This is a genomic window from Flavobacterium cheongpyeongense (assembly GCF_003202435.1).
GTDB classification, from domain to species: domain Bacteria; phylum Bacteroidota; class Bacteroidia; order Flavobacteriales; family Flavobacteriaceae; genus Flavobacterium; species Flavobacterium cheongpyeongense.
On record NZ_QJHK01000005.1, the window covers coordinates 288,781 to 302,408 of the forward strand.

The 13,628-nt window shown below is 33.5% G+C and carries 11 protein-coding genes; 7 read left to right on the plus strand and 4 right to left on the minus strand.

The features are described 5' to 3' along the window. Positions 1-51 precede the first annotated feature (51 nt). From DMB65_RS08545 to corA, 3 genes are all read right to left on the minus strand, one after another. On the minus strand, positions 52-1,236 hold the full coding sequence (locus tag DMB65_RS08545; protein WP_110306222.1) for an acetate/propionate family kinase: 1,185 nt from the start codon (positions 1,234-1,236) through the stop codon (positions 52-54). A 114-nt stretch (positions 1,237-1,350) separates the two neighbouring features. After that, positions 1,351-3,444 (minus strand): phosphate acetyltransferase, encoded by a 2,094-nt coding sequence (pta, locus tag DMB65_RS08550; RefSeq protein WP_110306223.1) that lies wholly within the window; start codon positions 3,442-3,444, stop codon positions 1,351-1,353. Positions 3,445-3,500: 56 nt separating this feature from the next. Continuing rightward, the gene (gene corA / locus DMB65_RS08555; protein ID WP_110306224.1) at positions 3,501-4,571 is read right to left on the minus strand and encodes a magnesium/cobalt transporter CorA; all 1,071 of its coding nucleotides are present in this window, start codon (positions 4,569-4,571) and stop codon (positions 3,501-3,503) included. Between the two features lie 158 nt (positions 4,572-4,729). Between corA and DMB65_RS08560 the strand changes: the two genes are divergently transcribed. After that, positions 4,730-5,407 (plus strand): hypothetical protein, encoded by a 678-nt coding sequence (locus tag DMB65_RS08560; protein ID WP_110306225.1) that lies wholly within the window; start codon positions 4,730-4,732, stop codon positions 5,405-5,407. A 75-nt stretch (positions 5,408-5,482) separates the two neighbouring features. Here the strand turns inward: DMB65_RS08560 and dnaK are convergent, their stop codons facing one another. Continuing rightward, complete coding sequence (gene dnaK, locus DMB65_RS08565) at positions 5,483-7,363, minus strand: molecular chaperone DnaK (protein ID WP_110306226.1); 1,881 nt, start codon at positions 7,361-7,363, stop codon at positions 5,483-5,485. A gap of 686 nt (positions 7,364-8,049) precedes the next feature. On the opposite strand from dnaK, the gene DMB65_RS08570 reads away from it, so the two are divergent. The 6 genes from DMB65_RS08570 (at position 8,050) to DMB65_RS22020 (ending at position 13,385) form a co-directional block, all read left to right on the plus strand. Then, the gene (locus tag DMB65_RS08570; RefSeq protein ID WP_262511963.1) at positions 8,050-8,547 is read left to right on the plus strand and encodes a tyrosine-type recombinase/integrase; all 498 of its coding nucleotides are present in this window, start codon (positions 8,050-8,052) and stop codon (positions 8,545-8,547) included. A gap of 145 nt (positions 8,548-8,692) precedes the next feature. Then, positions 8,693-9,796 carry a DUF262 domain-containing protein gene (locus DMB65_RS08575; protein WP_165834901.1) on the plus strand — a complete coding sequence of 368 codons (1,104 nt, stop codon included), beginning with the start codon at positions 8,693-8,695 and terminating at the stop codon, positions 9,794-9,796. Next, on the plus strand, positions 9,789-10,469 hold the full coding sequence (locus DMB65_RS08580; RefSeq protein WP_110306229.1) for a HEPN domain-containing protein: 681 nt from the start codon (positions 9,789-9,791) through the stop codon (positions 10,467-10,469). The genes DMB65_RS08575 and DMB65_RS08580 overlap by 8 nt, the downstream gene beginning before the upstream one ends. A gap of 568 nt (positions 10,470-11,037) precedes the next feature. Further along, positions 11,038-11,547, plus strand: coding sequence for a hypothetical protein (locus tag DMB65_RS08585; RefSeq protein WP_123955300.1), 510 nt, complete (start codon positions 11,038-11,040; stop codon positions 11,545-11,547). Positions 11,548-11,717: 170 nt separating this feature from the next. After that, positions 11,718-12,734 (plus strand): phosphotransferase, encoded by a 1,017-nt coding sequence (locus DMB65_RS08590; RefSeq protein ID WP_110306231.1) that lies wholly within the window; start codon positions 11,718-11,720, stop codon positions 12,732-12,734. Positions 12,735-12,968: 234 nt separating this feature from the next. After that, positions 12,969-13,385 (plus strand): hypothetical protein, encoded by a 417-nt coding sequence (locus DMB65_RS22020; protein WP_123955302.1) that lies wholly within the window; start codon positions 12,969-12,971, stop codon positions 13,383-13,385. Positions 13,386-13,628 lie beyond the last annotated feature (243 nt).

Below are 13,628 nucleotides of genomic sequence, written 5' to 3' on the forward strand. Positions count from 1 at the left end.
GAGAAATTACTCGTATTCAACATTTCTATTTCTGATCTTCTGAAATAGTGATTAACTCACCAATAACTGATAAACCTGATTGGCAATTTCAAATTCCTCATCAGTTGGAACAACCAGTACCTTTGTTTTTGAATCCGGTTTACTGATTTCTCTTATTTCTTTAGAACGAATTTGATTTTTTTCATCCTCTATTTCAATTCCAAAATAATCTAAATCTGTACAAACCAGCTTACGCATATACGAAGAGTTTTCTCCAATCCCTGCCGTAAAAACAATCGCATCCAGGCCATTTAAAGCAGCTGCGTAAGAACCAATAAACTTTTTAATACGGTAGGCATTCATCAGCAAAGCCAATTGACAGTCCTTGTTTCCTTTTTCAGCTTCTGATTCAATATCACGCAAATCACTATAACCTGTCAGGCCAAGCATTCCGCTTTGTTTAAGCAAAATAGCATTTACCTCATCAGCCGTGTAACCCAGATTTTTTATCAGATAAAAGATGACCGACTGATCGATATCACCTGCTCTCGTACCCATTATCAGGCCATTGGCAGGTGAAAATCCCATTGTGGTATCGATGCTCTTTCCATCTTTTACTGCAGCCATACTACAGCCATTTCCTAAATGAATGGTAATTATTCTGGAGTTGTTTTCTAAATAATTAATCGCTTGTTCAGAAACATATTTATGACTTGTTCCGTGAAAACCGTAAACACGAACTTTATTTTCTGTCAAAAGATAATTAGGGATTGCATATTTATAAGCCTCAACCGGAATAGTCTGGTGGAAAGCAGTGTCAAAAACGGCTACCTGACGGGCTTCTGAAAATATTTCCTCTGCAACATTTATTCCAACCAAATGTGCCGGATTATGTAAAGGAGCCAGTTCTGATAATTCTTTTATTTTAGCTTTGACCTCATCACTGATAATGGTCGTATCAGAAAAATAACTTCCTCCATGAACCACACGATGTCCGACTGCTGTAATTTCTGAAGTTGATTTTATAACTCCTTTTTCAGTGTCCAGAAGCATTTCAGCAACTTTTTGTAACCCCTCTTTATGTGTTGCAACCGGTACAATCGCTTCAATTGAATTTTCGGTAGTTTTAAATGTTACATTTGAAGTTTCAAGTCCAATCCTGTCAATCATACCTGAACAAATTACTTCGTTTTCCGGCATAACCATGAGCTGGTATTTTATTGATGAGCTTCCTGAGTTTATTATTAGTATTTTCATTTTTGCTATTTATGATTTTGTCATCCTGAGCAGATCCGAAGGCTTATGAACTATCAAATGGCTTAGGCTCCGCTCAGCCTGACATCGTATTAAATTTTTAATTTCTCTAATTGATTAAAGTCCCTGAGCCTGAATGGCTGTAATGACCACAGTATTGATAATATCATCTACAGTACAGCCACGGCTTAAATCGTTTACGGGTTTGTTTAATCCCTGCAGCATTGGCCCTATTGCCAAAGCACCTGTTTCTCTCTGAACGGCTTTATAGGTATTATTTCCGGTATTTAAATCCGGAAAAATCAGTACACTCGCCTGCCCTGCTACTTCAGAATCCGGCATTTTACTTTTTCCTACGGCACGATCTACTGCTGCGTCATATTGAATAGGGCCTTCAATCTTTAAATCCGGGCGTTTTTGTTTTACGATTTCGGTTGCGGTACGAACTTTTTCTACTTCATCACCTTTTCCGGATGAACCGGAAGAATACGAAAGCATGGCGATTTTCGGTTCAATTCCGAAAGCGGAACTTGAGTCTGCTGATGAAATCGCAATTTCCGCCAATTGTTCAGCCGTTGGATTTGGATTAATAGCGCAATCTCCAAAAACCGAAACCCTGTCTTCTAGGCACATAAAGAACACAGAAGAAACCACAGATGAATTGGGTTTTGTTTTGATGAACTGCAATGCCGGCAAAATGGTATGTTGCGTTGTATGGGCAGCTCCGGAAACCATTCCGTCAGCGTGGCCTTTATACACCATCATCGTTCCGAAATAAGAAACATCTTCCATTAAATCCTTTGCCATTGTGATGCTAACGTTTTTGGCTTTCCGAAGCTCATAATAGGTATTCGCATAATCCTCATAATCCTCAGATTCAATTGGATTAATAATATTTACTTTCGAAAAATCAAACGAAATACCGAGTTCTGTAACTTTATTTTCAATTTGTTTTTTTTCTCCAATGATTGAAATATCGACTACATCCATATCCAATAATCTTGAAGCCGCAATAATAATTCTGTCATCACCACCTTCCGGAAGTACAATGTGTTTTCGATGCTGCTTAGCTCTTTTAACCATATTGTACTGAAACATTTTTGGTGTCATTCCCTCCGGCACAAAAGTAATCAGGCGTTCTGATAAATCATCTATTTGTACATATTTTTCAAAAGTACTTATTGAAGTTTCAATTTTATGGGTGTTATTAGCGTAAATCTCAGAATTGATAGCACCAATTTTATTGGTAATATGATAGGTTCCGCCATCTACGGCAATAATAGGAACAATGGCTGAAAGTCCCTCGATAAGTTTTAAAATACTGTTTTCCGGAAGGATATTTCCGGTAAGGATAATTCCTGAAATCGTTGGGTAATTAGCCGATTCGTTGGCCTGCAAAGCACCAAGAATTATATCAGAACGATCTCCCGGAGTAATCACCAGCGCATTATCATGCAAATGTACCAGATAATTATGCAGTTGCATTGCACCAACACTAAAATGTCCAATTTCATTATTAAGATAATTTTCTCCAAACAAAACTTTAGCATCCAGTTCATTGACAATTTCCTGCATCGTCGGATTGTTTAAAGTAGAAATCAAGGGAATCGTATTAATCAGAACATTGGATGGCAGCGTTTTCTGAAGACTTTTGGTAACCAGCTCAATATTTTCTGGCTGGACTTTATTGGCAAAAACAGATAAAACCTCTACTTCTTTTACTTTAAAAGAATCGTAAACCAGGTATAAACTATCCAGTAGTTCTTCTAATGTTTTACCAACTCCCGAACCAATAATAATGGTTGGAATTCCGAGGTTTTTGGCAATCAAAACATTCAGGTCTAATTCGATGGAAGTCCCTTCACCGGTAAAACTTGTTCCTTCTACCAAAACAAAGTCAAAACGTTCTTCGAGTTTTTTATATTTTTCAATAATCAGATCCAAAACCTCCCCTATTTTACCCTTATTTTTCTTCTTGATTAACTTGCTTTTCGTGATCGCATAAGCATCTTCAAACTTAATATCAAGGTTAAAATACGAAAGGACAGTTTCAATGTGATTGTCCTGTTCTCCATCAACAAAATCCTCAATAATAGGCCGGAAATAACCAACTTTAGCCGTTTTACCAATTAAAATACTCATCAAACCAAGTGTAATAATTGATTTACCACTATTCTGATCACTTGTGGCAATGTAGATCGCTTTACTCATAATTTATATTTTGAAAGTAATAAATGTATTCGATTTGTAATTTTTAATTCTGCCCCTTAAAACCAGCGTCTTTTCCTGAAATAGATAATTAAGGCTATAACCAATAGAAACATGACTATCATAACAATAAAGTAGCCGTTTCTGGTATGCAATTCGGGCATATTATCAAAGTTCATTCCGTATACTCCAACAATAAAAGTAAGCGGAATAAAAACTGCCGAAATAATGGTGAGTGTTTTCATAATCTCGTTCATCTTCCGACTTTGTTCAGAGAAATAAAAGTTTGAGGCACTTTCCAGTGAACTCATATCCGACTCGATCTGCTCTAAAAGTTCCAGACTTTTTTGGTGCAATCTGATGAAAAAATTAAACGTTTCCTTTTGAATCAGATAATTTGTATCATCTTCTTTTATAGTTTTCAAATAATACAACGAATCCCGAAGCGGAATAATCGAACGCTTTAAAAAATTAAAATTATCACGGTGGTTTTCAATCTTTTCCAGAATAATTGGGTCAGCTCCTTTTTTGGTTAAATCAATTAATTCCTCAATATTCTCTTCTTCGTCTTCAATTGTAATATAAAAGTTTTCCATTACGGCATCCAATAATAAGTAGAGCAAATAATCGACTTTTTTAGTTCTTACAATTCCTGCATGTGTCCGAATGCGTTCTCGTATATGCGTAAAGAAATCACTTCGTTTTTCCTGAAAAGAAATCAGAATTCCGTCTTTTAAAATAAAACTAAGCTGTTCAACTTTAAGACCGTCAGAGTATTCTGAAGGCAAAAGGGATTTAATATTAAAGAATAAAACATCCTGCTGTTCTTCTAGTTTGGTTCTTTTAGTGGTGTTTAAAATATCTGCCAGTAAAAAATCGTCCAGCTTAAAATGCACCCCAATAGTTTTAATTAAATTGATATCATTTAATCCGTGAATGTTCAGCCAGTTATTTTTGGTATAATCAAAACAGGAATTTAGGGCTAAGACCGTAAACTTTTCATATTCAACAATATCGGCATCATTGTAAACAAAAAGCTGCATTTCTGTTTCGTGATCTTTATGGGAGCCTGTATACTCCAGAGTGGTATGCTGTAGCTTGCGGCCTTCTTTGTATTTTATCTTACGCATCAAAAAAAAATTATTATAGTAATATTACAAAAAAGAATCGGATTGGGAAATGACAAATATCATTTTAAAATGAAGATTCTGAATGAGAAATTATAAAAAACCATTACTTTTATAATGACTACTACAGCTAAATTTTGTCATAAAATGAACATTAAAAAATGAATCACAAAATAAGAATCTCAATTCCAGAGCCTTGTCACGAAAATTGGTTTGAAATGCCCCAAAAAGAAAGAGGCCGTTTTTGTAACAGTTGCCAAAAAGATGTAATTGATTTTACAGAGTCTACCAATAGGGAAATTGTAATGGCTTTTAATGAAAATGAAAATTTATGCGGAAGATTTAAAACATCACAACTGAAAAGGGAAATAATTATTCCAAAAGAAAAAAAATCATTTTGGATAATTACTGCTGCATCATTAATTGCATTTTTAGGGGTAGGAACTCAAACTTCAAAAGCACAAGGAAAGATACGAATTGAAAAAATAAGTGAAGCAAATCTTTCTGTAGATAATGACGATGAAGAAATAGAAGTTAACGGACAAATTATCATTGATGATATAAATCCAAATTTTGAAGATGTTGAAATTCTCGTTTCTAACAAAAATAAAACATTTCATCCTTCTGCTGACGGTAAATTTTGTTTTATGGCAAACAAAAAAGATTCACTTATATTTAGTAAAACTGATTTTGGGAATTATAATACTATAGTATATAAATTATCTAAATTTGCTTCTGTAGAATTATATAAAGAAAAAACAACTGTATCTTATACTGTTGGTGGTGCTTATGTAGTAAAAAAAAGAAGCCTTTGGCATCGTCTTTTTCATAAAAATTAAATCCTAAAAAAACCGAGTCATTTCTGACCCGGTTTCTATCTTAATACTTACTACTAATTACTTAGTGCAAAAGAATTATTTTACTTCTTCGAATTCAACATCTTCAACATTGTCTCCGGACTGCTCTTGTTGTGGAGCAGCTTGTTGCCCTTCACCACCTTGAGCGTACATTGCTTCTGTAGCTGTTTTCCAGGCTGCATTTACATTGTCTAATCCTTTTTGGATAGCGTCAAGATCCTGAGACTGGTGAGCCATTCTCAATTCAGTTAAAGCATATTCGATAGCTGTTTTTTGATCGTCTGTCAATTTATCACCTAACTCTTTCAATTGAGATTCAGTTTGGAAAATAGTACTATCAGCTTCGTTTAATTTCTCAGCTCTTTCTTTTGCAATTCTGTCAGCGTCAGCATTAGCTTCAGCATCTTTTTTCATTTTTTCGATTTCTTCAGCTGTTAAACCAGAAGAAGCTTCGATACGGATATCGTGAGATTTTCCAGTTCCTTTGTCAGTTGCAGAAACTTTGATGATACCGTTAGCATCAATATCAAAAGTAACCTCGATTTGAGGAACTCCTCTTGGTGCTGGCGGAATACCGTCTAAGTGGAAACGACCAATCGTTTTGTTATCAGCAGCCATTGCTCTTTCACCTTGTAATACGTGAATTTCAACAGACGGTTGAGAATCAGCAGCAGTAGAGAATACCTGAGATTTTTTAGTTGGAATAGTTGTATTAGACTCGATTAATTTAGTCAATACACCACCCATAGTTTCGATACCCAAAGAAAGAGGTGTTACGTCAAGTAACAATACATCTTTTACATCTCCGGATAAAACTCCACCCTGAATAGCAGCTCCAATAGCCACAACCTCATCAGGATTAACACCTTTAGATGCTTTTTTACCAAAGAATTTCTCCACTTCGTCAGCGATTCTTGGCATACGGGTAGAACCTCCAACAAGAATAACTTCGTCAATATCAGATGTAGATAAACCTGCATCTTTTAATGCTTTAGCAACTGGCTCCATAGAACGTTTTACTAAAGAATCAGATAATTGCTCAAATTTAGCTCTTGACAATTTTTTCACTAAGTGTTTTGGTCCAGAAGCAGTAGCTGTAACGTATGGTAAGTTTACTTCAGTTTCTGCAGAAGAAGACAATTCAATTTTTGCTTTCTCAGCAGCTTCTTTCAAACGTTGTAAAGACATTGGGTCTAAACGTAAGTCAATACCTTCTTCAGATTTGAATTCGTCAGCCAGCCAGTCAATAATAACCTGGTCAAAATCATCACCACCTAAGTGTGTATCACCATTTGTAGATAATACTTCAAATACACCGTCTCCTAATTCCAGAACAGAGATATCAAAAGTACCTCCACCTAAATCGTAAACAGCAATTTTTTGATCCGTTCCTTTTTTATCCAATCCGTAAGCCAATGCAGCAGCAGTTGGCTCGTTGATGATACGCATAACTTTCAAACCAGCAATTTCACCAGCCTCTTTAGTAGCCTGACGCTGAGCATCGTTAAAGTAAGCAGGAACAGTAATAACCGCTTCAGTTACAGTTTGACCTAAATAGTCTTCAGCAGTTTTTTTCATTTTTTGAAGTGTCATAGCAGACAACTCCTGAGCAGTGTATAAACGACCGTCAATATCCACACGTGGTGTATTGTTGTCCCCTTTTACAACACTGTAAGGAACTCTTTTTGCCTCTTCCTGAGTTTCAGCAAAAGTATGTCCCATAAAACGTTTAATAGAAGCAATCGTTTTTGTAGGATTCGTTACTGCTTGTCTTTTTGCAGGATCACCCACTTTAATTTCTCCACCTTCAACAAAAGCGATGATAGATGGTGTAGTTCTTTTTCCCTCTGCGTTAGGAATAACAACTGCTTCGTTACCTTCCATTACAGAAACACAAGAGTTCGTCGTACCTAAGTCAATTCCGATTATTTTACCCATTTTTTATATATTTAATTTTGATTTAATTTCAAACTCATGTGGCATAAGTCAATCTTTGTGCCAATATAAAAAATCAAAGTAATTTGTCAGTTATACTGTCTGAGCATTAAAAAGCACCTGACAACATGACATTTTCAAAACCTGACATACTGAGTAAATTAACGCTTTATGTGTCATTATCAGGAGCTTTTTCCTGCTGTCCGTTATTATCTCTGGCTCGGTTGGCTTTTTTGTCTGGGCCGCAAAGGAGCTTCCGTTGGTCGCTCTTTCCGTCCTGCCAAAAAATAGCCACCCGGGCCAGAGGATGTCACTACCATCAGGGCTAATAAGGTTAGAAGTTAGGACTCTAATCCGTTATCCATAGCACAGACTAATCACTAATTACTAAGGACTAATTACTAAGGACTAATCACTAAAAACTAATCACTAATCACTAATCACTAATTACTAATTACTAATCACTAAGTACTAATCACTAAAAACTAATCACTAAAAACTAATCACTAATCACTAATCACTAATCACTAATCACTAAGGACTAAGGACTAATCACTAAGGACTAATCACTAAAGACTAAGTACTAATCACTAAAAACTAATCACTAATCACTAATTACTAATCACTAATCACTAATCACTAATTACTAAGGACTAATCACTAAGTACTATAATCCTGTAAAATTAATTTTGAACGCTCCTTCTAATTTGAAACATAAAACGATGTTGTCTTTGATTTACAGTTGTGGCTTAAGACGAAGCGAGCTTTTGAATTTAAAACCTGCCGATATTGATTCCAAACGAGGTATTATACTAATTCGTCAAGGCAAAGGAAAAAAAGACCGAATCGTACCCTTATCTACGAAAATACTCGAAATGTTACGAAATTATTATAGCACTTTCAAGCCCACTACTTGGCTTTTTGAAGGACAAATTGCCGGAGCAAATTACTCTGAGAAAAGTTTGCAGAGTATTTTGAAGCAAGCATTGCAAAAAGCGGGGATTAGCAAACCAGCCACCTTGCACTGGTTGCGCCACAGTTATGCCACGCACTTATTAGAAAGCGGCACCGATTTGCGGTACATACAGGAGTTATTGGGTCACAACAGTAGTAAAACTACCGAAATTTACACTCATGTTAGTACGAAAAGTTTACAACAAATTAAGAGTCCTTTTGATGATTTATAATAAATATTTTTATATTTGAAGAATATAAAGTCTGACTCAAGTCAGACCTATCTCTCTACTTTTGGTGTGATAGGTCTGATTTTATCAGACCTATATGCTAGTTGGCTGTAATTATAAAAAACCGTACATAAATAAAAAATTAAAAATGGAAAATTTAGAATTTGATGATAAAATTTCAGAAGAAACTGAAATTACTGAAATACCTCAAGAAATTCGAAAAATTAATACTCAAGCATACGATAAAAGTGTTTCTGACATAGTTCGTATGATTGACGATGGCGATATAAATTTAAACCCTGAATATCAAAGAAATTATATTTGGGACAATAAAAAATCATCACTACTTATTGAATCTATAATACTGAATGTACCAATTCCTGTAATATATGTTTCACAAGAAGCAGATGATTCTTGGACAGTAATTGATGGATTGCAAAGGTTAAATTCTTTGCATCGTTTTTTCCAAAGAGATTATAAATTATCAGGTTTGGAAATACTTACAGAACTTAACAAGAGCGATATTAAGTCTCTTAATCCTAAAGCCGTTCGTGTATTAAGAAATGGACTTTTAAGAATTATAGTAATTTCTCACGATTCACATCCTGAAATAAAATACGATGTATTTATGAGATTAAATACTGGTGCTGTAAAATTAAATGACCAAGAATTAAGAAATTGTCTTTATAGAGGTTCAATGAATGACAAGCTAAAAGAAATAGTTTCAAAACCAAATATTCTAAAATTATTTAATTTAGAAATGCCACATAATAGAATGTCTGATTGCGAATTGATTTTAAGATTTTTAGCTTTATTAGACAACTATGATGAAAATGAAAACCAAATTAAAAATTATAAAGGAAGAATGAAAACCTTTATAAATGAATATTTATTAAAAACCAAAAATCTTGATCCATCTCTATTAATGCAATTAGATGAAATGATTGAAGATACAGCTAAAACAATTATTGAAATATATTCAGTAAACGCTTTTAATAGATTTAATTCTGATGGACAATATGAATCTACTTTAAATAGGTCTCTAATGGATATATTATTCCTAAGTACGACTGTTTTACCAAGTGAAAAATTAATTGAATATAAGGACCAAATTTTTGCTCGATACAAAGAATTAGTAATTAATGATTCTGAATTTAGAAACAGTATAACTATTGGTACATCTGATACAAAAGTTTTAAATTACAGACTTAATAGATGGATTTCAGAGATAAAAAATATAATCAATGGATAATTTTGAATCGGTTAATGATTTTAATGAAGCAATCAAGGAAATTCATATTCTTATTGAAAATGCAAATTTGTCAATAAGTGATAATCTTAAATATAGAACATTTAACAAATCATCAATTGTCTTATTATGTGGGAAATTTGAATCATTTATTGAAGGTTTTTTAGAGGAGTTTGGATTCTATATTTTAAATAATTTTTCAAATAAACAATTAGAGACTTACATTAAAGAACACCTAATCGATATATTAATTAAGGATTTGGACAATAAAAAGAATAACCCAATTAAAAGGGGAGAAATATTGATGAAATTTGTAAAAATATTAGGTAACGATGAAGTATTATGCAACGAGTTTGAAATTAATTCAAAATTTAGTTATGGTAAACACGGACAAAGTGAAGTAACCAAACTATTGAAAAAATTTGGTTTTAATGAGTTTGCAGACTCGGAAGAAAACAAAATTTTTTATGAAAAATTTAATTCTTTAAATAACATAAGAAATAACATCCTTCATCAGGATTCAACACCTTCACTAACACATCAAGACGTTGAAAACTATTTGGCAATTTTAGAGATGTTTATTGAAAATATACATAAAGAAGCTATTAAAATCATTAGTGAGATGAAAAATAACTACAGCCAACAGCCGTTTGGCGAGATTGGGGTTTTAGGCTAAATTTAAAGATGGTTTTGTATTTGGAAAATTTGTCTTTAACCGAAAGATCTCGCATCTTTAATCCCCAACCTCGCCAAGCGCCAGAACGTTATGGTGTATAGCTCCGCCGACGAGAATCAGCTGATTTTAATCGGGTGTTGTAGTTCGGAAAACAAAATGAAGCAAAAACCAAGCTGACCGAAACCGAAACTGAAATTGATACCGAATTGTTGCGGACTAACAAAGGTGAACCGCTTATCGGACAAACGAAAGCAGATTTTTTTTGTCGCATTTTTTTGAGATTTAACTAAAGTTTGGAATTCAAAGACGGGAACTATTTGGAACGGAAAATCGGAAGGCGGAAAAACTTGCCGAAATTGAAATCGATAATTGGAATGGAAAATAGTGCGTGCTTAACAGACGTGTCGCTACACACCATAACACACGCCTCTAGCTATTTGCAAATTTAGTGGAATTATCGTTTTTAATTCCTATTTTCGTTTAACCGAAAATACTCAGTTTCATAAGTTGCAAACAGCTAGAGGCGCGAGAACGTTAGCAGTAATGCGCCCAAAAAAAAAGAATATTTATGAGAAAAATAAACTATCTACAAATCATTTTTCACTTTATAGCAACGTGTTTTTTTATATATTCATTTTACTCCTATTCCGCAATTTATAATATTAAAATTTTGACTGCAATCTCAGAAAACGGAAGTGAGAATGTATTACGAAATTCTGAAAAATTTGGAATAACTATAATGGATATTTGGAACTTTTCTTTCGTAACTCAACTTTCTGCTGTTTTAGGAATATTAACTTCATTTATTATTTCTATGGTAATTTCTATAAAAAATAAATGGTCTGTTTGGAATAGTTTCATTGTTCTTGTACTATGTTACACACTAAATCGATTTGATCTTTTAGGTTGGAGCTATTTAAAAACCTATATATCTCCAGGAAGATTAGTAAATAATCTGCTTTTTAGTTTTTTAATTACGGGGAGTTTCCTGCTTCTAATTGGATTGATAATTTTCTTTTCTAATTTTTTAAAAAACCGAATTGAAAATCAGAAACTGAAACAAATGCACTACTGCTAACACACGCTACAAGCAATTTGGGTATTAGGCTTAATGGAAAGTTGATTTTGTATTTGAAAGATTTCGCAAATCCGAATAATGGGCTTAATTTAGTCCCAAACTGCGTGTAGCGCGGGAACGTTAGCCGTCATTGTAAGAACGACCGTAATCAATAGAAAGACAAAGAATTAATGACAGAAAAATTTCCGACAATAAATAGCACACTTTCACCAAATGAACTTGGAAAACTTATTCAACAAAAATTTGGACTGAGCGACAAAACCGAATGTAGCATATTTCGACTTGCAATGAACCATTTATACATTGTTCAAGACGGTGAAAATAAATTCGTTTTTAGAGTTTACACACATAATTGGCGGACAAAATTAGAAATTGAAGAAGAATTAAGACTTTTAACTCACTTAAAGGAAAACGACCGACAGGTTGCATTTCCAATTGCAGACAAATCGAACAAATTAATTCAAGAAATTGAAGCACCAGAAGGAAAAAGATTTGGGGTTTTATTTTCGTATGCCAAAGGTACAAAGACAGCAAAATTTTCATACCAAACAAGCTTTCATATCGGACAAGCATTGGCAAAAGTTCATCAATCGACAGAAAAATTTGAGTTAAAAAGAATGTCTTACAATGCTGAAAATTTGCTTAAAAATTCAGTTTTAAAAACAAAGGAGTTCTACAGTAAAAACATTGACGAAATTAATTTTTTAGAAAAACTGTCTGTTTACTTAACAGACAAAATGGAAAATATTGACAAACGTAAAATGAGGTACGGAAGTGTTCATCTTGATGTTTGGTTTGACAATCTTCACATTGATGATGAAACAGGAATAACTTTTTTTGACTTCGATTTTTGTGGAAATGGTTATTTATGTTTCGACATTTCTTATTTTCTGTTTCAGTTGCTTGCAACAAATTTAAACGAAGAAGAATATCAAATAAAAGCAGACAGCTTCATAAAAGGTTACGAAACAGTAACAGAAATAAGTAACGAAGAAAAAGAGTTCATAAATTATGGCTGTTTAGCAATTATGACGTACTACATTAGTGTTCAGTGCGACAGATTTAACTATTGGACAAATATTTTCCTAAATGAAGACCATTTAAAAAGAATGGTTGGAAATTTGAAAAGGTGGATTAAATATAACAAAATTGAAATAAACACGACTGAAAAAACAACGAACGGCTAACAGCAGTTTGGCAAAATGGCGGGTTCGGTGCTAAATTGAATATTTGGTTTTCAAATGGACATTAGTGCTAAATTGAAAATAAGTGCTTCTAAATCCGCCACTTCGCCAAGCTGCGAACCGTTAGCCGTCAGTTTAAACGAACATCATAAAAAGAAAACTTTCAAAAAAATACTTATGGACAATTCAAAAATTGATACTTTATTACTTGAAGTAAGTAACGAGAAAAATTATCAAATGAAAATGGAAGATGAGTTCGATAATTATAAAGATTACATAGATTATAAAAACAATTTAATTTTAATGCTTGACGATATTAAAGTACTTAAAAAACCACATTCAAACAGTCTGGAAATAGTCTTAACTAGTTTTGGACTTGAAGTTATTGAAAAAGGTGGATGGCTAAAATATCAGGAAGATCGAAAGGAAAAAGAAAAATTAAATGCTGAAAAGGAGAACTATGATTTTCTTTCTAAGCGGTGGATTTATAAAAATCGACTTCTGCCCTATTTTTTGTCTGTAGCGGCTTTAACAGTTTCAATACTAACTCTTTACTTTAATGCGCAAAAACAAGAAAAAATTGAAACATTGAAAAAAGAAATAGAAAAAATAAAAACCGAAATACATACTAAAAAAACAAAACCGAACGGCTAACAGGCGTTTGGCAAGATTGCGAATTTTGTAGTAAATTCACGTTTATTTTTCGAAAGAAATTTTATCTTTGATAGAAAATAATCAGTTCCGAAGTTCGCAACCTCGCCAAGCGCCGGAACGTTATAGGCAACCAAACCAGAAACCGTAATCAGACATGAAAACTTTAACGACAGTATTTATCTCAATTATTTTGTTTACATACATTGCTTGTGATAGACCGAATTGCAAAAACACAAATCCAAT

Excerpts from the sequence above, each read along its gene's own strand:
- dnaK (WP_110306226.1), bottom strand. The coding sequence starts at position 7,363 with ATGGGTAAAATAATCGGAATTGACTTAGGTACGACGAACTCTTGTGTT.
- DMB65_RS08560 (WP_110306225.1), top strand. The coding sequence starts at position 4,730 with ATGAATCACAAAATAAGAATCTCAATTCCAGAGCCTTGTCACGAAAAT.
- DMB65_RS08575 (WP_165834901.1), top strand. The coding sequence starts at position 8,693 with ATGGAAAATTTAGAATTTGATGATAAAATTTCAGAAGAAACTGAAATT.
- DMB65_RS22020 (WP_123955302.1), top strand. The coding sequence starts at position 12,969 with ATGAAAATGGAAGATGAGTTCGATAATTATAAAGATTACATAGATTAT.
- DMB65_RS08590 (WP_110306231.1), top strand. The coding sequence starts at position 11,718 with ATGACAGAAAAATTTCCGACAATAAATAGCACACTTTCACCAAATGAA.
- DMB65_RS08580 (WP_110306229.1), top strand. The coding sequence starts at position 9,789 with ATGGATAATTTTGAATCGGTTAATGATTTTAATGAAGCAATCAAGGAA.
- pta (WP_110306223.1), bottom strand. The coding sequence starts at position 3,444 with ATGAGTAAAGCGATCTACATTGCCACAAGTGATCAGAATAGTGGTAAA.
- DMB65_RS08545 (WP_110306222.1), bottom strand. The coding sequence starts at position 1,236 with ATGAAAATACTAATAATAAACTCAGGAAGCTCATCAATAAAATACCAG.
- corA (WP_110306224.1), bottom strand. The coding sequence starts at position 4,571 with ATGCGTAAGATAAAATACAAAGAAGGCCGCAAGCTACAGCATACCACT.
- DMB65_RS08585 (WP_123955300.1), top strand. The coding sequence starts at position 11,038 with ATGAGAAAAATAAACTATCTACAAATCATTTTTCACTTTATAGCAACG.